This is a genomic window from Aeromicrobium sp. S22, from assembly GCF_009661045.1.
Lineage (GTDB): Bacteria > Actinomycetota > Actinomycetes > Propionibacteriales > Nocardioidaceae > Aeromicrobium > Aeromicrobium yanjiei.
On record NZ_WJWV01000001.1, the window covers coordinates 1706405 to 1726624 of the forward strand.

At 70.6% G+C, this 20220-nt stretch carries 20 protein-coding genes; 18 read left to right on the forward strand and 2 right to left on the reverse strand.

The features are described from left to right. Positions 1-5 precede the first annotated feature (5 nt). Together GEV27_RS08290 and GEV27_RS08295 are read right to left on the reverse strand one after the other, a co-directional pair. Positions 6-965, reverse strand: coding sequence for a type IV toxin-antitoxin system AbiEi family antitoxin domain-containing protein (locus tag GEV27_RS08290; RefSeq protein ID WP_153933880.1), 960 nt, complete (start codon positions 963-965; stop codon positions 6-8). Positions 966-1113: 148 nt separating this feature from the next. Further along, the gene (locus GEV27_RS08295) at positions 1114-2349 is read right to left on the reverse strand and encodes a DUF349 domain-containing protein (RefSeq protein WP_153652977.1); all 1236 of its coding nucleotides are present in this window, start codon (positions 2347-2349) and stop codon (positions 1114-1116) included. A gap of 63 nt (positions 2350-2412) precedes the next feature. Between GEV27_RS08295 and GEV27_RS08300 the strand changes: the two genes are divergently transcribed. From GEV27_RS08300 to GEV27_RS08385, 18 genes are all read left to right on the forward strand, one after another. Further along, the gene (locus GEV27_RS08300; protein ID WP_309222112.1) at positions 2413-3108 is read left to right on the forward strand and encodes an MBL fold metallo-hydrolase; all 696 of its coding nucleotides are present in this window, start codon (positions 2413-2415) and stop codon (positions 3106-3108) included. Next, the gene (hisS, locus tag GEV27_RS08305; protein ID WP_153933881.1) at positions 3108-4409 is read left to right on the forward strand and encodes a histidine--tRNA ligase; all 1302 of its coding nucleotides are present in this window, start codon (positions 3108-3110) and stop codon (positions 4407-4409) included. The genes GEV27_RS08300 and hisS overlap by 1 nt, the downstream gene beginning before the upstream one ends. Continuing rightward, positions 4406-6172: an aspartate--tRNA ligase gene (gene aspS / locus GEV27_RS08310; RefSeq protein WP_309222113.1), complete on the forward strand. Its 1767-nt coding sequence runs from the start codon at positions 4406-4408 to the stop codon at positions 6170-6172. Before hisS ends, aspS begins: the two co-directional genes overlap by 4 nt. Positions 6173-6345: 173 nt before the next feature. Further along, positions 6346-7710 (forward strand): replication-associated recombination protein A, encoded by a 1365-nt coding sequence (locus GEV27_RS08315; RefSeq protein ID WP_153910797.1) that lies wholly within the window; start codon positions 6346-6348, stop codon positions 7708-7710. A 52-nt stretch (positions 7711-7762) separates the two neighbouring features. Next, the gene (locus GEV27_RS08320; protein WP_153652972.1) at positions 7763-8230 is read left to right on the forward strand and encodes a hypothetical protein; all 468 of its coding nucleotides are present in this window, start codon (positions 7763-7765) and stop codon (positions 8228-8230) included. After that, on the forward strand, positions 8230-8508 hold the full coding sequence (locus GEV27_RS08325; protein WP_153652971.1) for a DUF6167 family protein: 279 nt from the start codon (positions 8230-8232) through the stop codon (positions 8506-8508). Before GEV27_RS08320 ends, GEV27_RS08325 begins: the two co-directional genes overlap by 1 nt. Beyond that, the gene (alaS, locus tag GEV27_RS08330) at positions 8508-11162 is read left to right on the forward strand and encodes an alanine--tRNA ligase (protein ID WP_153933882.1); all 2655 of its coding nucleotides are present in this window, start codon (positions 8508-8510) and stop codon (positions 11160-11162) included. Before GEV27_RS08325 ends, alaS begins: the two co-directional genes overlap by 1 nt. A 23-nt stretch (positions 11163-11185) precedes the next feature. After that, positions 11186-11608, forward strand: a complete 423-nt coding sequence (ruvX, locus tag GEV27_RS08335; RefSeq protein WP_309222114.1) for a Holliday junction resolvase RuvX — start codon at positions 11186-11188, stop codon at positions 11606-11608. A gap of 38 nt (positions 11609-11646) precedes the next feature. Next, positions 11647-12771 carry an endolytic transglycosylase MltG gene (gene mltG / locus GEV27_RS08340; protein WP_194944159.1) on the forward strand — a complete coding sequence of 375 codons (1125 nt, stop codon included), beginning with the start codon at positions 11647-11649 and terminating at the stop codon, positions 12769-12771. Further along, positions 12768-13571: a shikimate dehydrogenase gene (locus GEV27_RS08345; RefSeq protein ID WP_153933884.1), complete on the forward strand. Its 804-nt coding sequence runs from the start codon at positions 12768-12770 to the stop codon at positions 13569-13571. The genes mltG and GEV27_RS08345 overlap by 4 nt, the downstream gene beginning before the upstream one ends. 9 nt (positions 13572-13580) lie before the next feature. Next, the gene (locus GEV27_RS08350; protein WP_153933885.1) at positions 13581-14270 is read left to right on the forward strand and encodes an A24 family peptidase; all 690 of its coding nucleotides are present in this window, start codon (positions 13581-13583) and stop codon (positions 14268-14270) included. A gap of 57 nt (positions 14271-14327) precedes the next feature. Further along, positions 14328-15506: a chorismate synthase gene (gene aroC / locus GEV27_RS08355; protein ID WP_153910805.1), complete on the forward strand. Its 1179-nt coding sequence runs from the start codon at positions 14328-14330 to the stop codon at positions 15504-15506. Continuing rightward, positions 15503-16012: a shikimate kinase gene (locus GEV27_RS08360; protein WP_153933886.1), complete on the forward strand. Its 510-nt coding sequence runs from the start codon at positions 15503-15505 to the stop codon at positions 16010-16012. The genes aroC and GEV27_RS08360 overlap by 4 nt, the downstream gene beginning before the upstream one ends. After that, on the forward strand, positions 16009-17097 hold the full coding sequence (gene aroB, locus GEV27_RS08365; RefSeq protein WP_153933887.1) for a 3-dehydroquinate synthase: 1089 nt from the start codon (positions 16009-16011) through the stop codon (positions 17095-17097). The genes GEV27_RS08360 and aroB overlap by 4 nt, the downstream gene beginning before the upstream one ends. After that, positions 17094-18161, forward strand: coding sequence for a Xaa-Pro peptidase family protein (locus GEV27_RS08370; RefSeq protein ID WP_153933888.1), 1068 nt, complete (start codon positions 17094-17096; stop codon positions 18159-18161). The genes aroB and GEV27_RS08370 overlap by 4 nt, the downstream gene beginning before the upstream one ends. Further along, a complete protein-coding gene (gene efp / locus GEV27_RS08375) occupies positions 18161-18724 on the forward strand; it encodes an elongation factor P (RefSeq protein WP_153652961.1) in 564 nt (187 codons plus the stop codon). The genes GEV27_RS08370 and efp overlap by 1 nt, the downstream gene beginning before the upstream one ends. Continuing rightward, positions 18724-19134, forward strand: coding sequence for a transcription antitermination factor NusB (gene nusB / locus GEV27_RS08380; RefSeq protein ID WP_153652960.1), 411 nt, complete (start codon positions 18724-18726; stop codon positions 19132-19134). The genes efp and nusB overlap by 1 nt, the downstream gene beginning before the upstream one ends. A 90-nt stretch (positions 19135-19224) precedes the next feature. Beyond that, entirely contained in the window at positions 19225-19956 is a 732-nt protein-coding gene (locus GEV27_RS08385) for a WecB/TagA/CpsF family glycosyltransferase (RefSeq protein WP_153933889.1), read from the forward strand. Positions 19957-20220 lie beyond the last annotated feature (264 nt).

Below are 20220 nucleotides of genomic sequence, written 5' to 3' on the forward strand. Positions count from 1 at the left end.
CCCCGTCACGAGGCCCGCGCCGCCCTGCGGCGAGGGCGCCGCTGCCCCGTTCCCCACCACCGGGACAAGGGCGTGATCCCGAGCGCCTCGCCCAGCTCGTGCTCGAACGATGTGTCGTCGCCGAAGATGCGTTCTCGTGTGCCGATGACCCACTGCCATCCGTAGAGCTCCGAGAGATAGTCGCGGCGTCCCTGGTCGTGTCGACGGTGAACTTCGTCTGTGTGGAACTCACGGCCGTCGTACTCGGTGCCGACGAGCACGTCCGGGTACGGCAGGTCGATGAAGTAGGACCGGCCGAAGTCGTCGATGACCTCGAACTGGGGCTCAGGTGGTGGCAGGCCGGCATCGAGGATGCGCAGCCGCTGCCAGGACTCGCCGGGCGACTGCGTCTTGGGCTCCACGATCGCGGCGAGGCTGCGTGCCTGGACGATGCCCCGGTATCCCTTGAGCCGAGCGACGTACTCAGCGAGCTCGTCGACGTCGATCAGTCCTGCGTGGGCGAAGGCGTCCGCGGCGGCCAATGCGTACGGGCGGTACATGCGCCTCAGCAGGTCCGACGTGGTGCGCAGCGACGTGGTGACGAACAGTCCGTCGACGAACTCGATGTCGTCGCTGGAGATGATCGCCTGCCGGCCCATGCTCCCGGGCCGCTCCACCCTCGCCATGCCGTGCCGGACGACCATGGACGGCGTGAGGTCCCGGCGACGTCCGGGCGCGTGCACGTCGAGACCGCGGACCCAGGCAGCAGTCTCGTCGCAGACGATCGCGTTCTCGGGGGTGACGAGCGTCAGGGCACGAACCCGTCCGCTGCGGGAGTCGGGTACGGCGGCATCGACGTACACGCTGCGGAAGACGCGACGGACGAGCCCCTGGTCGAGTCGGAGCCGCAGCATCTTCGGGGTGAGGCCCAGCTCAGGTGCCTGGGCCGTCGTGAACGGAAACCCGTCGTTGATCAATGTCGCCATGTGGGCATGCAAGTACATGCAGCCCTGCGCGGTCCATCACGCCGTCCACAGGGGTGGGCGCCGCCTCGCGAGCGGGCGGTAACCCCCTCCTCAGCGGGCGGTAACCCCCTCGTCAGCGGGCGGTAACCCCCTCCTCAGCGGACGGGGGTCAGGAGAAGTCGGCCTGGGCCTTCTTGGCCATCTCGAGGAAGGCCTCCTTGGACTCCTTGTCGGCCGTCAGGTCCTTGACCTTCTTGGCGTCACCCTTCGCCTCGGCGGCCGCGATCTTCTCGCCCACCTCGTCGATCGCGCGCTGCAGCTTGCCGATCATGTCGTCCGCGCGGGCGGACTTCTCCGGATCGGTCTTCTTCCACTGGCTGTCGGTCGCGTCCTTGACGGCCTGCTCGATCTTGCGGATCCGGCCCTCGAACTCGCTGATCTTGGCGCGCGGCACCTTGCCCGCGGCCTCCCAGCGGTCGGCGATGTCGAGCCACGCCTTGCGGGCGGCGTCCACGTTGGTGATCGGCAGCAGCTTCTCGGCGTCGGCGAGGATCTCGAGCTTCTTCTCGGCGTTGACCTCGTACTCGGCGTCGAGCTCGGCGTTGGCCTCGTCCCGCGCGGTGAAGAACGCGTCCTGGGCGGCGCGGAACCGCTTCCAGAGCTTGTCCTCGACGTTGCGCGGTGCGGAGCCGGCCTTCTTCCACTCGGCCATCAGGTCGCGGTACTTGCCCGCTGTCGGACCCCACTCGGTCGACGTCGACAGTGCCTCGGCCTCGGCGATGAGCCGCTCCTTGGTAACCTTGGCGGCCTCGCGGAGGGTCGACTGCTCGCCGAAGTGGCTCTTGCGGCGACGTGTGTACGTCGTGCGCGCCGAGCTGAAGCGGTGCCACAGCTCGTCGTCGGCGGACTTGCTGAGACGGGGGAGCGCCTTCCACTCCTCCAGCAGGGCGCGGAGCTTGTCGGCGCCGGCCTTCCAGTCATTGCCCGCGGCGATCTTCTCGGCCGCCTCGGCGATGCGCGTCTTCTCCGTCGCGGCCTCGGCGACCTTGGCCGCACGCTCGACCTTGCGCTCCTCGCGGTGCTTGTCGATCGCCGGCTGCAGGGCGTCGAGGCGCTTGACGAGCGAGTCGAGGTCTCCCATCGCCTGGGCGTCGACGAGCTGCGCACGCACCTTCGTCATCGCCTTGGCGGCGTCGTCGGGGGACAGCGTGCCACCCTCCAGCCGCTTCTCCAGGAGGTCGACCTCGACCTCGAGTCCCTCGAAGCGTCGGACGTACAAGGCCATCGCCTCGGCGGGGTCACCGCCGGGCCACTGGCCGATCAGTCGTTCACCGTCGGTGGTCTTCACGTAGACGTTGCCGTCATCGTCGACACGACCCCAAGGGTTCGTGGGCGCAGAGCTCATGAGCCACAGTCTAGGTGCAGGCGCGCTCGGGGCATCTCACCCGCCTCGCGTACCCTGTGCCACGTGCTCCTCACGTCATTTCCTGCCGGTCCGTTGCAGGCGAACTGCTACCTCGTCTCACGTGGCCCGGGCACGGGCTGTGCGATCGTCGATCCCGGCATGGACGCGATGGACGGCGTGCGCCAGGTCGTCGCCGAGCACGACCTGCGGCCCCAGGCCGTCCTCATCACCCACGGGCACTTCGACCACATGTGGAACGCCCAGGACGTCGCGGCGACGTACGACTGCCCGGTCTGGATCCACCCCGATGACCGGCACCTGCTGAGCGACCCGATGGCCGCGATCTCGGGCCAGTCCGCCGCGATGCTGCGGAGCCAGCTGGGCATGACCGAGATGCCCGAGTTCGCCGAGCCGGCCGACGTGCGCGATGCGGTCGACGGCGCCGAGATCGAGGTCGACGGGCTGACTTTCACAGTCGACCACGTGCCGGGTCACACCCCGGGCACGGTCTTCTACCGCGTCGACTACGACGGGCCCGAGGACGTCTCGCAGATCATGTTCTCCGGCGACTTCCTGTTCGCCGGCTCGATCGGGCGCACCGACCTGACCGGCGGCTCACACCCCCAGATGCTCGACAGCCTGCGCGATCGCGTCCTGCCGCTGGCCGACGACGTCGTCGTGCTGCCCGGGCACGGCGGGCAGACGTCGATCGGCCGCGAGCGCGCGACCAACCCCTTCCTCGAGGAGCTGATGTCCTGATGGCGACCAAGCTGTCGGGCTTCCCCGAGTTCCTGCCGCGCGAGCGGATCGTCGAGCAGCAGGTGCTGGACCACCTGCGCCGCACGTTCGAGCTCCACGGCTTCGCGGGCATCGAGACGCGTGCGGTCGAGCCGCTCGACGTCCTGCTGCGCAAGGGCGAGATCGACAAGGAGGTCTACGCCGTCAAGAGGCTGGCCGCCGCGGAGGGGGAGCCGGCCGAGCTCGCGCTGCACTACGACCTGACGGTCCCGTTCGCCCGGTACGTCCTGGAGAACGCGGGCAAGCTCGAGTTCCCGTTCCGCCGCTGGCAGATCCAGAAGGTCTGGCGCGGTGAGCGTCCCCAGCAGGGTCGCTTCCGCGAGTTCACCCAGGCCGACATCGACATCGTCGCGCGGGACGTGCTGCCGTTCCACTTCGACATCGAGGTCGCCCGCGTGATGGCCGAGGCGTTGGCCGGGCTGCCGATCCCGACGCCCACGCTCCAGATCAGCAACCGCAAGATCCTCGAGGGCTTCTACCTGGGCCTGGGCATCGAGCAGCCCGCGGCCGTCATGCAGGTCGTCGACAAGCTCGACAAGGTGCCGGCGGACAAGATCCGCGAGCTCCTGCTCGAGCAGGGCCTCGACGGCGACCAGGCCGACCGCGTCCTGGCACTGGCCGAGATCGTCACGACCGACACCTCCTTCGTGGAGCGGGTGCAGGCGCTCGGCGTCGAGCACGAGCTGCTCGCCGAGGGCCTGCCCGAGCTCGCCCAGGTCGTCGAGGGGGCCGGAGGGGTCGAGGGCGTCGTCGTCACGGCCGACCTGCGGATCGCCCGCGGCCTGGACTACTACACCGGCACGGTCTTCGAGACCCGGCTGGCCGGCTGGGAGCACCTCGGCTCGATCTGCTCGGGCGGCCGCTACGACCAGCTCGCGCAGGACCGCCGCTCGACGTACCCCGGCGTCGGCATCTCGCTCGGCGTCTCGCGCCTGCTCGTGCCGCTCGGCCTGTCGGCGTCCCGCTCGGTGCCGTCCGCGGTGCTCGTCGCGGTGGACTCGGAGGACTCGCGCGCCGAGAGCAATGCGATCGCCGGACGTCTGCGGGCGCGCGGCATCCCCACGGAGGTCGCCGCGAAGGCCGACAAGTTCGGCAAGCAGATCCAGAACGCCGAGAAGCGCGGGATCCCGTACGTCTGGTTCCCGCCGTCCGCCGTCAAGGACATCCGCAGCGGTGACCAGGTCGACGCCGACCCGGACCAGTGGATGCCACCTACCATCGACTTGACCCCCTCGATCTCCCCCAAGGAGCAGAACACGTGATCCGCACCCATGACGCCGGAAGCCTGCGCGCCGAGAACATCGGCCAACAGGTCACGCTCGCCGGATGGGTCGCGCGTCGGCGAGACCACGGCGGCGTCGCCTTCATCGATCTGCGCGAGGCCTCGGGCGTCGTGCAGGTCGTCGTCCGCGAGGAGGTCGCGCACCAGCTGCGCGCCGAGTACTGCATCAAGGTCGTCGGCACCGTCCAGCAGCGGCCCGCGGGCAACGAGAACTCCGCGATCCCGACCGGTGAGATCGAGGTGATCGCGGACGACGTCGAGATCCTCAGCGCCGCGGCACCCCTGCCGTTCCCGATCGACGACCACGTGGATGTGGGCGAGGAGGCGCGCCTGAAGTACCGCTACCTCGACCTGCGCCGCTCGGGTCCCGCAGCGGCGATCCGTCTGCGCAGCAAGGTCAACGCCGCGGCTCGCGAGGTGCTGGCCGGGCGCGACTTCGTCGAGATCGAGACACCGACGCTGACCCGCTCCACCCCTGAGGGTGCCCGTGACTTCCTCGTCCCGGCCCGGCTCAAGCCCGGCAGCTGGTACGCGTTGCCGCAGAGCCCGCAGCTGTTCAAGCAGCTGCTGATGGTCGGCGGCATGGAGCGCTACTACCAGATCGCGCGCTGCTACCGCGACGAGGACTTCCGCGCCGACCGCCAGCCCGAGTTCACCCAGCTCGACATCGAGATGAGCTTCGTCGAGCAGGCCGACGTCATCGAGCTGATGGAAGACATCATCCGCGCGATGTGGTCGCTCATCGGCTACGAGGTGCCGACCCCCATCCCGCACATGACGTACGCGGACGCGATGCGCCGCTTCGGCTCGGACAAGCCCGATCTGCGCATGGGCCAGGAGCTCGTCGAGTGCACCGAGTTCTTCAAGGACACCTCGTTCCGGGTGTTCCAGGCCGAGTACGTCGGTGCGGTCGTCATGCCCGGCGGAGCCTCCCAGCCGCGTCGGCAGTTCGACGCGTGGCAGGAGTGGGCCAAGCAGCGTGGTGCGAAGGGTCTCGCGTACGTCACGATCTCCGAGGACGGCGAGCTCGGCGGTCCGGTGGCCAAGAACCTGTCGGACGCCGAGCGAGCCGGCCTGGCCGACCACGTCGGCGCGAAGCCGGGCGACTGCATCTTCTTCGGCGCCGGTGCCACGAAGGCGACTCGGGGCCTGCTGGGCGCTGCCCGCCTGGAGATCGGCGAGCGCTGCGGCCTGATCGACAAGAACGCCTGGGAGTTCGTCTGGGTCGTCGACGCGCCGCTGTTCGAGCCGTCCGGTGACGCGGTGGCGTCCGGTGACGTGGCGGTCGGCAAGGGCGCGTGGACCGCGGTGCACCACGCGTTCACCTCGCCGCAGGACCTCGAGACGTTCGACACCGATCCGGGCAACGCGCTCGCCTGGGCGTACGACATCGTCTGCAACGGCAGCGAGCTGGGCGGCGGGTCGATCCGTATCCACCGCGAGGACATCCAGAAGCGGGTGTTCGCGGTCATGGGCATCGAAGAGGCCGAGGCGCAGGAGAAGTTCGGCTTCCTGCTCGACGCGTTCACCTTCGGCGCCCCGCCGCACGGCGGCATCGCGGTCGGCATGGACCGGATCTGCGCGATGCTCGCCGGTGCGGACTCGATCCGTGAGGTCATCGCGTTCCCGAAGTCCGGCGGCGGCTACGACCCGCTGACCGCGGCGCCCGCGCCGATCACGCCCGAGCAGCGCCGCGACGCCGGCGTCGACTGGAAGCCGAAGGCGGAGACTCCCGAGGCCTGACGCGTACCTCGGGCGCGGATTCCCAGGAGAACCCCGGAACCCGGCACCTCACCCCTGTTGCGACGGGGGAGGGGTGCCGGGTTCCTGCGTGACCCGGTGAGGAAACCGGGGTTCTCCTGGGAATCGGGTGATGGGCGGGGGCGGGGGTCGGTGGGGGCAACTAGGCTCGGGGCATGAGCTCCGACGGCCTGTTCGACATCCCGGACGCTCCGCCGACGACGGGCAGCGGTGGGGGAAGCCTCAGCGGCAACACCCACTCCTCGGCGCCGCTGGCCGTACGCATGCGGCCGCGCTCGCTCGACGAGCTCGTGGGCCAGCAGCACCTGCTCGCGCCGGGCTCCCCGTTGCGGCAGATGATCGACGGCAACCAGCCGCTCACGATCCTGCTGTGGGGCCCGCCCGGCACGGGCAAGACCACGATCGCGAGCCTGCTGAGCGCCCACACCGACCGCCGCTTCGTCGAGGTCTCGGCGGTGTCCGCAGGCGTCAAGGAGGTCCGCGAGACGATCGCCGGCGCCCGCCGGGCCCTCGCGCAGACCGGTGTCGAGACGGTCCTGTTCGTCGACGAGGTGCACCGCTTCAGCAAGTCCCAGCAGGACGCCCTGCTGCCCGGCGTCGAGAACAGGTGGGTGTCGCTGGTCGCGGCGACGACCGAGAACCCGCACTTCAGCGTGATCTCGCCGCTGCTGAGCCGCAGCCTGCTGCTCACCCTCGAGAGCCTCACCGACGACGACATCGGCGTGCTGGTCGACCGCGCGCTCACCGACGAGCGTGGTCTCGGCGGCGCGGTGACGCTGACCGAGGAGGCCAGGTCCCATCTCGTACGCCTCGCGGGCGGCGACGGCCGGCGCGTGCTGACGTACCTCGAGGCCGCCGCGGGTGCCGCCACGACCCAGGGCAAGGCCGAGATCGACGTCGAGGACGCGGCGCTCGCGGTCGACAAGGCGGCGGTCCGCTACGACCGGCAGGGCGATCAGCACTACGACGTCATCAGCGCGTTCATCAAGTCGATCAGGGGCTCCGACGTCGACGCCGCGCTGCACTACCTGGCCCGGATGATCGAGGCGGGGGAGGACCCGCGCTTCATCGCCCGCCGGCTGATGATCCATGCGAGCGAGGACATCGGCATGGCCGACCCGACCGCGCTGCCGCTGGCCACCGCGACCGCGCAGGCCGTCGCCATGATCGGCTTCCCCGAGGCCCGGATCCCGCTGGCCCAGGCCGTGATCCACCTCGCGGCCGCCCCCAAGTCCAACTCGGTCGTGGTCGCGATCGACCGCGCACAGGCCGACGTCCGCGCGGGCAAGGTCGGCACGGTGCCGCCCGCGCTGCGTGACGCGCACTACTCGGGGGCCAAGAAGCTCGGGCACGGGCACGACTACCGCTACCCGCACAACGACCCGCGTGGCGTGGTCGGTCAGCAGTACGCACCCGACGACGTCGACGGCGCGACCTACTACGAGCCCGGCGACCACGGATTCGAGGCCCGGGTCAGCGAACGGCTCGCGATGATCCGCAAGATCCTGCGCGACCGTTGAGCCCCGCGGCCAGCGCATTGATCCTCGCCGTCGTCGCGATAGGCTCGTCCTCGTGTCGACAGAGGTCGTGATCCTGGTGGCGACCGCAGTGCTCGCTGCGGTCGCGATCTGCGCTGCCCTGATCGCGGTGCGCGCGGTGCGCCGCATCACGCGCGCCGAGACCGCACTGCCGGCTCCCGAGCCGGCGGTGACCCGGCCTGCGGAGATCGTGCTCCACGAGCCCGAGGCGCCGGCCGCGGTCGTCTCCGACGAGCTCGTCCCACGTGTCGTGGAGGGGCGCCTCGTCGTCCCTCCGAGCGAGCAGCAGGTCGTGCAGGCCGCGCTCGGTCGCCCGGGCGTCCGCCTGTCGGTGTACGCCCACGGCTTCGCGCACGCCCTGCGGGCCGAGAGCCGCGACCGCATCGCCGCGATGATGCGCCGCGAGTTCCGTCGCCGTCGGCGCGAACGCCTGCAGGCCGGCCGGCGGGCCGTGCGCTCGGCCCGGCCGTCGTCACCTTCCGACGAATGGCTGGGGTCCTGATGAGGTCGCGCATCGTGTGGTTCGTCGCGGGCTCCGCGGCCGGGATCTACAGCACCGTCAAGACCCGCCGCGCCGCCTACCGGCTGTCGGCACCCGGCCTCGTCGACCAGGCCGCGGCGCTCGGCCTCGGCTGGCGGGCGTTCAGTGCCGAGATGCAGGACGGCATGCAGACCCGTGAGCGCGACATCATCCGTCGGCTGACCGACGACCCCCAGTCCTCCCTGAGCCTCGAGGCGAACCGCCCCGACGAGGCCGCACCCGACAAGAAGGCAACCTGATGCAGACCGCGGAGATCCGCCGCCGATTCCTCGACCACTTCGAGAAGGCGGGACACACCGTCGTGCCCTCGGCGCCGTTGCTGTTCGACGACCCCAACCTCTTGTTCGTCAACGCCGGCATGGTGCCGTTCAAGCCGTACTTCCTCGGCCAGGAGACCCCGCCGTGGCACACCGCGACGAGCGTGCAGAAGTGCGTGCGCACCCTCGACATCGAGGAGGTCGGCAAGACCACCCGCCACGGCACGTTCTTCCAGATGAACGGCAACTTCTCGTTCGGTGACTACTTCAAGGAAGGCGCCATCACGCACGCGTGGGGCCTGATCACCGGATCCGTCGACGAGGGCGGCCTCGGCATCGACCCCGACAAGATCTGGGTCACGGTGCTGCACACCGACCAGGAGTCGCGCGCGCTGTGGAAGAAGGTCGCCGGGCTGCCCGACGAGCGCATCCAGGACCGCGGCCTGCTCGACAACTACTGGCACATGGGCGTCCCCGGACCGGGCGGACCCTGCAGCGAGATCTACGTGGACCGCGGCCCCGAGTTCGGCCCCGACGGCGGACCGATCGTCGACGAGGACCGCTTCCTGGAGATCTGGAACCTCGTGTTCATGCAGGAGGAGATCACCAACGTCCGCGCCAAGGACCAGTTCGACGTCCTCGGCGAGCTGCCCAACAAGAACATCGACACCGGCATGGGCCTGGAGCGGGTCGCGTACCTCCTCCAGGGCAAGCACAACCTCTACGAGATCGACGAGGTCTTCCCGGTCATCGAGAAGGCGTCGGAGGTCTCCGGTCGCGTCTACGGCAAGGACCACACCGACGACGTGCGCTTCCGGGTCATCGCCGACCACGTCCGCAGCGGGCTGATGCTGATGGGCGACGGCGTGACGCCGGGCAACGAGGCCCGCGGGTACGTCCTGCGCCGCCTGCTGCGCCGCGCGGTGCGCTCGATGCGCCTGCTCGGCTTCGAGGACCCCGCGCTGCCGCTGCTGCTGCCGGTCAGCCTGGAGCGCATGAAGGCGTCCTATCCCGAGCTCGAGGCCGACTTCCCGCGCATCGCGCAGATCGCGTACGCGGAGGAGGACGCGTTCCGCCAGACCCTCGGCAAGGGCACCCAGATCTTCGAGAGCGCGGCCGTCGCGGTCAAGGACAAGGGCGGCACCTCGCTGTCCGGCGACAAGGCGTTCGCCCTGCACGACACGTACGGCTTCCCGATCGACCTGACGCTGGAGATGGCCTCGGAGCAGGGCCTCAGCGTCGACGAGGAGGGCTTCCGCGCGCTCATGGCCGAGCAGCGCTCGCGCGCCAAGGCCGACGCCAAGGCCAAGAAGGGCAGCCACGCCGACACCACGGTCTACCGCGCCGCGCTCGACGCCAACGGCCCGACCGACTGGCAGGCGTACACGACGCTCACCACCGAGTCGCGCGTGCTCGCGCTCATCGCGGCAGGCTCCACCGTGCCGGCGATCGCCGCCGGCACGATCGGTGAGGTCGTGCTCGACCGCACCCCGTTCTATGCCGAGTCAGGCGGCCAGAACGCAGACGCCGGCCACCTCGTGTGGGACGGCGGACGCGCCGAGGTGCTCGACGTGCAGCGTCCCGTGCGCGGTCTCGTCGTGCATCAGGTGCGTGTGCTCGACGGTGAGCTAACCCTCGACGCCACGCTCGAGGCGGCCGTCGACCCAGAGTGGCGTCTCGGCGCGCGCCAGGCGCACTCGGGCACCCACATCGTGCACGCGGCGCTGCGCGAGGTGCTAGGCCCCACCGCGCTGCAGTCCGGCTCCTACAACCGGCCCGGCTACCTGCGCCTCGACTACGGCTGGAGCGGCGCGCTGTCGCCCGAGCAGCTGCACAGCGTCGAGGCGGTCTCCAACCGCGCGCTGCGCGCGGACCTGCCCGTCACCGCACGCATCATGTCGCTGGCCGCGGCTCGCGAGTGGGGAGCCCTCGCGCTGTTCGGCGAGACGTACGGCGAGGACGTGCGCGTCGTCGAGATCGGCGGACCGTGGTCCCGCGAGCTGTGCGGCGGCACCCACGTCGACCACTCCTCGCAGGTCGGCACGGTCGTCATCACGTCCGACGGATCGGTCGGCGCGGGCAACCGGCGCGTCGAGGCCCTCACCGGCATCGAGGGCTTCCAGTACCTCGCCAAGGAGCGCGACGTCGTCCGCCAGCTGACCGACATCCTCAAGACCCAGCCCGACGACGTGCCCGGCCGCGTGCAGGACCTGATGGACCGCCTCAAGGCGGCCGAGAAGGCGGCCGAGAAGATCAAGGCCGCCCAGCTGCTCGGCGCCGCAGGCGACATCGCCGGATCGGCCAAGGACGTGGGTGGCGTCGCGTACGTCGGTCACCACGCGGCCGGTGCGGGCGGGGGAGACGTGCGCACGATCGCGCTCGACATCCGCAAGCGCCTCGCCGACCGTCCCGCGGTCGTCGTCGTGATCGGCGACGCGGGCGACAAGCCCGCCGCGGTCGTCGCGCTCAACCCTGCGGCCCAGGAGCGCGGACTGTCGGCCAACGACCTCATCAAGGTCGTCGGCCAGCAGATCGGCGGCAAGGGCGGCGGCAAGGCGGACGTCGCGCAGGGCGGCGGCTCCGACGTCGCCGGCATCCCGGCCGCGCTCGCGGCGGTCGAGGCGGCGCTCGCCTGATGCGCCGCGGGAGACGGCTCGGCGTGGACGTCGGTGACGTCCGGATCGGCATCGCGGTGAGCGATCCGGACGGGATCCTGGCGACGCCCGTCGAGACCGTGGCGGCCGGGCCCGGCGCGATCCCGCGGATCGCCGAGCTCGTCGCGGAGCTCGACGTCCTCGAGTGCGTCGTGGGCCTGCCGATGGGGCTGTCGGGCCGTGAGGGGCCTGCGGCGACCAAGGTGCGGGCGTTCTGCGCAGAGCTGCTCCCGGCCATCTCGCCGGTCCCGATCCGGCTGTTCGACGAGCGGATGACGACCACCAGCGCCCACAGCCTGCTGCGCCAGGGCGGGCGCTCGTCCCGCACCACACGGGGCATCATCGACCAGGCTGCCGCTACGGTGATCCTCCAAACGGCATTGGACTCCGAACGGACCCGTGGCTCTGCACCGGGCGAGAGCACATGAGGGACGGCAGACGTATGAGTGACAGTGGACTTGACCTGATGACGGACGGCCAGGCACAGCAGCCACCCGGCCCCGGCCGCCGACGCGCGAGCAGCCCTCCCCGCAAGCCGTGGGGCCGCCGCCTCGTGGCGCTCGTGGTGGTCGTCGCGCTGCTGCTCGCCGCGTGGTTCGGCTACCAGAAGGTCTCGGACATGATGAGCGGTCCCGAGGACTACGTGGGCCAGGGCACGGGCAAGGTCACCGTCCAGATCCCGTCGGGAGCCGGCGGCCAGCAGATCGCGACCATCCTCAAGGACGCCGGCGTGGTCAAGAGCGCCGAGGCGTTCTACCAGCTCGCGATCAAGGACTCCCGCTTCCAGTCGGTGCAGGCGGGCTACTTCTCCCTGCGCAAGAAGATGTCCGCCGAGGCCGCGCTGGTGGCCCTGATCGACAAGGGCAACCGGGTCGAGGGCAAGGTCACGATCCCCGAGGGCGCCCGGGTCGGCCAGATCGTCGAGCTGATCGCCGCCAACAGCGAGATCAAGGAGAAGGACCTGCTGGCCGCGCTCGACAAGCCCGAGACGCTGGGCCTGCCGGACGTCGCCAACCTCAACCCCGAGGGCTACCTGTTCCCCGCGACGTACGAGATCCCGCCGGGCACCTCCGCGACGGACCTGCTCAAGCAGATGGTCGCCAAGACGCTCGACGTCGCGAAGTCGCTCGACATCGGCACCCGGGCCCGGGCGCTCGGCCTGACCGGCGAGGAGGTGCTGACCGTCGCGAGCATCCTGGAGTACGAGGCCAACAACGAGGAGGACTACGCCAAGGTCGCGCGCGTGCTCTACAACCGCATCGACCAGGGCATGCCCCTGCAGCTGGACTCGACCGTGTCGTACGTCAGCAAGCGCAAGGGCGACGTCTTCACGACGCCCGAGGAGCGTGCCGACCCGTCGAAGTACAACACGTACCAGAACACGGGTCTGCCGCCCGGACCGATCGGGTCGCCGGGCGAGAAGACCATCGAGGCCGCGCTCAACCCGGCCGAGGGCTCCTGGCTGTTCTTCGTCGCGGTGAACCTGGAGACCGGCGAGACGGTCTTCTCCGACACCTTCGGCGAGCACAACAAGGCGGTCGCGCAGCTGCAGGAGTACTGCAAGACGGCTCCGGAGGGTGTCTGCGGATGATCTGTGCCGTCGTGGGCTCGCCGATCGCCCACTCGCTGTCACCTGTGATGCACCGTGCGGCGTACGCCGAGCTCGGGCTGGACTGGGCCTACGAGGCGGTCGAGGTCCACGAGGGCGATCTGGGCGCGTTCGTGGGTGCGCTCGGCGACGACGTGCGCGGACTGTCCGTGACCGCGCCGCTCAAGCGGGAGGCCGCGGCCGCCGCGCACCAGCACGACGAGGTCGTCGAGACCCTGGGCGTGGCCAACACGCTGGTCGTCGACGACGGGATGCTCTCGGCGTACAACACCGACGTGCCGGGCGCGATCGCCGCGATCCAGGAGGTCGGCGTCAAGGCGCCCCGCACCGCGCGCGTCCTGGGCGGCGGCGCGACGGCGACCTCGATGGCCCTGGCGCTGGTGCGGCTCGGCGTCGAGGAGCTGAGCTTCGTCGTGCGGGACCCCGCGCGCGCGGTCGAGGCCACCCAGGTCGCCCGTGGACGGGGGATCGAGGTCCACGTGCGCAACATCGACGAGCCGTTGATCGAGAAGGTCGACCTGCTGGTGTCGACCGTGCCCGACGAGGCCGTCGGCTCCCGCTCGTACGAGCTGGCCGACTCCTCCCGGGCCGTCTTCGACGTCGTGTACGACCCGTGGCCGACCAGTCTCGGCCGGGCCGCCGTCGAGGCCGGCCTGCCGGTGGTCTCGGGCATCGACCTGCTCGCCCACCAGGCCGCCCTCCAGGTCGAGCTGATGACCGGCTCGATCGTCTCTCCACAGCTGCTCCGCGACGCCGCACTTTCTGCCCTGTCTCCTCGCTAGTGTCAGGGGGTGACTGTCGCCCTCGCCGCCGTCGTCGCCGCCCTGATCGGTGCGGCCGGACCACTCGTGCTGCGACGACTGCCCGAGCCGCCCGAGCCGGACCGCGACCCGGACAAGATCGCGTACGCCGTGCTGGCCGCGCGTCCGCTCGTGTCGTGGGCGCTCGCCGCAGCGGCCGCTCTGATGGCGGGAGTCGCGGCTTGGGCGATCGACGATCCCGAGCTCGTGCCCGTGTGGGTGCTGGTGACGGGGGTCGGCAGCTGGCTGGCGTACATCGACTGGCACACGCGGCTGCTGCCCTTCGCGGTGGTCTCGCGGCTCTACCTGGGCACCCTGCTGCTCGTGGCGGTCGGCGCGCTGCTGCTGGGTGACCCGGACGTGCTCGTGCACGCGATCGTGGCCAATGTGGTCGTCTACGTGATCTTCCGGGTGCTCCACTGGGCCGGGAGCCGGTTCTTCGGCGGTGCCTTCGGCTACGGGGACGTGCGGTTGTCGGGTGTGCTGGCCCTCGCGCTCGGCGCCCTCGGACGCAGCGAGGTGCTCGTCGGCATCTACGCGGGTTTCGTCCTCGGTGCGGTGCTCGGTGTCGTGCTGGCCAGGCTGCGGATCGTCGACCCGCAGGGCTACGCGTTCGGGCCCTACATGGTCGCCGGGGCCGTGATCGGCACGGCGTGGGGACCGGTCGTCCACGCGACCTGACCGTCCGCCGCACGACACGGGTCCGACGTGCAGCACGGGGCGTGGAAGAATCGCCCCATGCTTCGTTGGTTGACCGCTGGTGAGTCCCATGGCCCTGCGCTCGTCGCCGTCCTGGAAGGGCTCCCGGCGGGTGTGCAGGTGACCAGCAAGGAGATCCAGGCCGCCCTGGCCCGCCGCCGCCTCGGGTACGGCCGCGGCGCCCGCATGGCGTTCGAGCAGGACGAGCTCGAGATCGTCGGCGGCCTGCGGCACGGCATCACGATGGGCAGCCCGATCGCACTGCGCATCGGCAACAGCGAGTGGCCCAAGTGGGACCAGGTCATGTCCGCCGACCCGGTGGACCCCGAGGTGCTCGACGGCCTCAAGCGCAATGCGCCCCTGACGCGCCCGCGGCCCGGCCACGCCGACCTGGCCGGCATGCAGAAGTACGGCTTCGAGGAGGCCCGGCCGGTCCTGGAGCGGGCCAGCGCCCGCGAGACCGCGGCCCGCGTCGCGCTCGGCGAGATCGCGGCCCAGTTCGTCCAGCAGACGACCGGCGCGACGATCGTCTCGCACGTCGTCGAGCTCGGCACGGTGCGCGCGCCGGCCGGCGTGATCCCGTCCCACATCGACGTGGAGGCGCTCGACGCCGACCCCGTGCGCTGCTTCGACGCCGACGCGAGCGCCGCGATGGTCGCCGAGATCGACCTCGCGCACAAGGAGGGCGACACCCTGGGCGGTGTCGTCGAGGTCGTCGTCGAGGGACTGCCGCCGGGACTCGGCTCCTACACGCACTGGGACAAGCGCCTCGACGGTCGCCTCGCTCAGGCGCTCATGGGCATCCAGGCCATCAAGGGCGTCGAGATCGGCGACGGCTTCGAGCTTGCGCGCACCCGTGGCTCGCTCGCGCACGACGAGATCGTCCCGACCGAGGACGGCATCCGTCGCCTGTCCGGTCGCGCCGGCGGCACCGAGGGTGGCATGACCACTGGCGAGCTGCTGCGCGTACGTGCTGCGATGAAGCCGATCGCCACGGTGCCGCGGGCTCTGCGCACGATCGACGTCGAGACCGGCGAGGAGGCGCGCGCGCACCACCAGCGCTCCGACGTGTGCGCGGTCCCCGCGGCCGGCATCGTCGCCGAGGCGATGGTCGCGCTCGTCGTCGCCGACGCCGTCGTCGAGAAGTTCGGCGGCGACTCGGTGGAGGAGACCCGGCGCAACGTCGAGGGCTACCTCGCCAACCTGAGGCTCCGTTGAGCCCCCTCGTCGTCCTCGTCGGTCCTCCCGGGGCGGGCAAGTCGACCGTCGCCGAGGCGCTCGCCTCTCGCCTGGGCGTGGGGTTCCGTGACACGGACGCCGACGTCGAGGCCCGCGCGGGTGTCCCGGTGTCCGAGATCTTCATCGACCAGGGCGAGGCCCACTTCCGCACGCTCGAGGAGGAGGCCGTCGCGGCCGCACTCGCCGAGCACGACGGCGTCCTGGCCCTCGGCGGGGGAGCCGTCCTCAGCGACGCCACCCGCGCGCTGCTGGCGGGTCACCGGGTGGTCTTCCTCGACGTCGGCCTCGCCGCCGGGGTCTCGCGCGTCGGCATGAACGGCAACCGCCCGCTCCTTCTCGGCAACGTGCGCTCGCAGATGAAGGCCCTCATGGACCGTCGACGTCCCCTGTACGACGAGGTGGCCCGCTTCACGATCGTGACCGACGACCTCGACCCGACCCAGGTCGTCGACCAGGTCGTCCGTCTCGTGGAGGAGGACCGATGACCACCCGCCTGACTGTCCCCACCGCGCAGCCGTACGACGTGGTGATCGGCAACGGCGTCCAGGACCAGCTGCGCGGCCTGGTCGGCCCGGACGCGCTGCGGGTCGCGATCATCCACGCCCCGTCGATGCGCCGGCAGGCCGAGATCCTGCGCGCACCGCTCGTGGAGGACGACCTCGACGTGCACCTGATCGAGGTGCCCGACGGCGAGCAGGCCAAGACCGCGGACGTCCTCACGTTCTGCTGGAAGGTGCTCGGGGAGACCGGCTTCACCCGTTCGGACGTGATCGTCGGTCTCGGCGGGGGAGCCACGACCGACCTGGCCGGGTTCGTCGCCGCGAGCTGGCTGCGCGGGGTGCGGTTCGTCAACGTGCCGACCACCGTGCTCGGCATGGTCGACGCCGCGGTCGGCGGCAAGACCGGCATCAACACCGCGCAGGGCAAGAATCTCGTCGGCGCGTTCCACGAGCCGGCCGGCGTGCTGTGCGACCTGGACGTCCTGCAGACCCTGCCGCCCGCCGAGATGCGCAGCGGCCTGGCCGAGGTCGCCAAGTGCGGCTTCATCGCCGACCGGTCCATCCTCGAGCTCATCGAGGCCGCGCCGGAGACCATCGCCGACCCCCGGTCGTCGATCGTCGCCGAGCTGATCACCAAGGGCATCGCGGTCAAGGCACGCACCGTCGCGGGCGATCTGCACGAGACCGGGGCGGACGGCTCGATCGGCCGCGAGGCGCTCAACTACGGCCACACGCTCGGTCACGCGATCGAGCGCTTCGAGGGCTACCGCATCCGCCACGGCGAGGGGGTCGCGATCGGCATGGTGTTCGTCGCCGAGCTCGCGCACCGGGTGGGCCGCATCGACCGGGGGCTGCTCGACCGGCACCGCTCGGTGCTGGAGATCATCGGGCTCCCGACGACGTACCGGCCGGACGTCTGGGAGCCGCTGCTGGCAGCCATGCGCATGGACAAGAAGACCCGCGGCGACCAGCTGCGCTTCGTGGTGCTCGACGGGCTCGAGGAGCCGACCATCCTGGCGGGGCCCGAGGAGTCGGTGCTGGTCGACTCCTACCGGGCGATCTCGTCATGAGCACGGCGGCCCGGCGCACGCGCCTTGCGCGCGAGCTGGCCGACCGCGGTCTCGACGGCTTGTTCGTGACGACGCTGGTCAACGTCCGCTACCTCACGGGTTTCACCGGCTCCAACGCCGCGCTGCTCGTGCCGGCCGACGGCGACGCGGTGTTCCTGACCGACGGCCGCTACCGGGACCAGGCCGACGCCGAGCTGCCCGACCTCGAGCACGTCATCACCCGCGATCTGCTCGGCGGCATGGCCGAGCGCACGCACCCCGGCACGTACGGCATCGAGTCGCACACGCTGAGCGTCGACGCGCACGCCCGCCTGGTCGAGCTCATGGCGGCGGGCTCCCTGCGCAGCGCCGGACGCGTCGTGGAGTCGCTGCGCGAGGTCAAGGACGACGCCGAGGTCGAGGCGCTGCGGTCCGCCTGCGACATCTCGACCCGTGCGTTGGAGCAGGTGCTGGCCGGCCGCCTCGTCGGACGTACCGAGCGCCAGGTCGCGCGCGAGCTCGAGAACACGATGCTCGACCTCGGTGCCGAGGCGATCGCCTTCGACACGATTCTCGCGTCCGGCGCGAACACCGCGATCCCGCACCACAGCCCCACCGACCGCGTCCTGGCGACCGGCGACCTGCTCAAGGCCGACTTCGGCGCGAGGGTCGACGGCTACCACGCGGACTGCACCCGGACCGTGGTGCTCGGGCGCGCGGACGACTGGCAGCGCGAGGTGCACGCGGCGGTCCGCGAGTCGCAGGCGGCGGGTCTGGAGCTGCTGCGCGACGGCGTCGCGGTGGCGGCGTCCGACACCGCCGCACGCGCCTCGTTGGAGGCTGCGGGCTGGCTGGAGGCCTTCACGACAGGGCTCGGGCACGGCGTCGGACTCGAGATCCACGAGGACCCGTTCGTGTCGGGCACGCACGCAGGTAAACTGACCAGTCGCACCGTCCTCACGATGGAGCCGGGCATCTATGTGCCCGGCCGTGGGGGAGTGCGTATCGAAGACACCGTCCTCGTGACCGCGGGTGCCCCCGAGGTGCTCACCACGATGACCAAAGACCTCCTGGAGATTGGCTGATGGCCACCACGAACGACCTGAAGAACGGCATGGTGCTCAACATCGACGGACAGCTGTGGTCCATCGTGGAGTTCCAGCACGTCAAGCCCGGCAAGGGTCCGGCCTTCGTCCGGACCAAGATGAAGAACGTCGAGTCGGGCAAGGTCGTCGACAAGACGTTCAACGCCGGCACGAAGGTGGAGACCGCGACGGTCGACAAGCGAACGATGCAGTACCTCTACAACGACGGCACGAGCTACGTGTTCATGGACACGACGACGTTCGAGCAGACCGAGGTCTCGCCCGCGGTCATGGGCGACACCGTCGGCTTCCTGCTGGAGAACCAGGAAGCGGTCGTCGCGACCAACGAGGGCCGCGTCCTGTTCGTCGAGCTGCCGGCCTCGGTCGAGCTCGTCGTGCAGCACACCGACCCGGGCCTGCAGGGCGACCGCTCGAGCGGTGGCACCAAGCCCGCGACGCTGGAGACCGGCAAGGAGATCCAGGTCCCGCTGTTCATCACCACCGGCGAGAAGATCAAGGTCGACACCCGTGACGCAAGCTATCTCGGTCGTGTGAAGGCCTGATGTCGGCACGGACGAAGTCACGCAAGCGCGCCCTCGACATCCTCTTCGAGTCGGAGGCGCAGAACCTCCCGACCGGCGGGACCCTGCCCGACCGGGTCGGTGACACCGAGTACCCGGTCAACGAGTACGCGGTGGCGCTCGTCGAGGGCGTCGTGGCGCACCGTGAGCGGCTCGACCAGATCATCAGCGACAACGCGAAGGACTGGACCCTCGACCGCATGCCGGCCGTGGACCGCAACCTGCTCCGCATCGGCGCGTACGAGATCCTCTACCTCGACGACGTCCCCGACGCGGTCGCCGTCAGCGAGGCGGTCAACCTCGCGAGCGATCTGTCCACCGACGAGTCGCCGTCGTTCGTCAACGGGCTGCTCAGCCGGATCGTGGAGCTGAAGCCGACGCTGATCGGCTGAGGTCGTCCGTCGTCCCGCGTCATGATCGGCGTGGTGCGTCCTCTTCCATGGTGAGGCCCACAGGTCTCGCTGGGAGACAGGGGAACGCGCGTGATCACCGACGAGCTGATCGACCTCATGGCCGAGAAGTGCATCCTGAACGACGAGGACTTCGACGCCGCGGTGCTCGACGATCAGCCCAAGCGCATCCAGACGGTCAACCTGCACCACCTGGCGCTGGCCGCGAGGTCCGACGACTTCGCCCGGACGATCGAGCGGGCCGACTACATCACCGCCGACGGCTGGCCCATCGTGTCGCTCATGCGCTCGCGCGGCATTGACCCCGAGCGGGTCACGGGCTCGGAGTTCATCGAGCGGATGCTCGCGGGGCGCCAGTTCCACGGCAAGAAGGCCGCGCTGCTCGGGGCGGATCGCCACGTGGGTCACGACTTCCGCGGGCAGCTGCACGACTCGGGCCTGCACGTCGTCTTCCGCGAGCACGGCAACCGGCGTGACTGGAAGCCCAAGCGGCTGGCCAAGAAGCTGCAGAAGTACGGGGTCGACCTGCTGATCGTCGCCGTCACCCCGCCGTTCGGCGACATGATCGGCGAGGAGGTCCGCAAGGCGGGCTTCAGCGGGGTCGTGATCAACGTCGGCGGCGCGGTCAACATGGCCACCGGCAACGCCACGATGGCCCCGACCTGGGTCCGGGCCATGAAGATCGAGTGGTTCTACCGCCTCGCGCAGGAGCCCCGTCGGCTCTTCCGCCGCTACTTCGTGGAGTGCCTGCCCGTCTTCGTCAAGTACGTGCTGCCCCACTACTGGCGCCGCGCCCGCGTCTGAGCCGGGACACACGATGAGGGTTTGCGGTAGCTGACACTGCCGCGAGCCCTCATCGTTCGTCCCGGCCGGGTGCGGGGGTGACGGGGGGTGAGGGTTTGTGGTTGGTGGGGGTGCCGCAAGCCCTCATCGTTCGTCCCGGCCGGGCGTGGGGGTGACGGGAGGTGAGGGTTTGGGGTTGCTGGGGGTGCCGCAAGCCCTCATCGTTCGTCCCGGCCGGGCGTGGGGGTGACGGGGGGTGAGGGTTTGCGGTAGTTGACGCTGCCG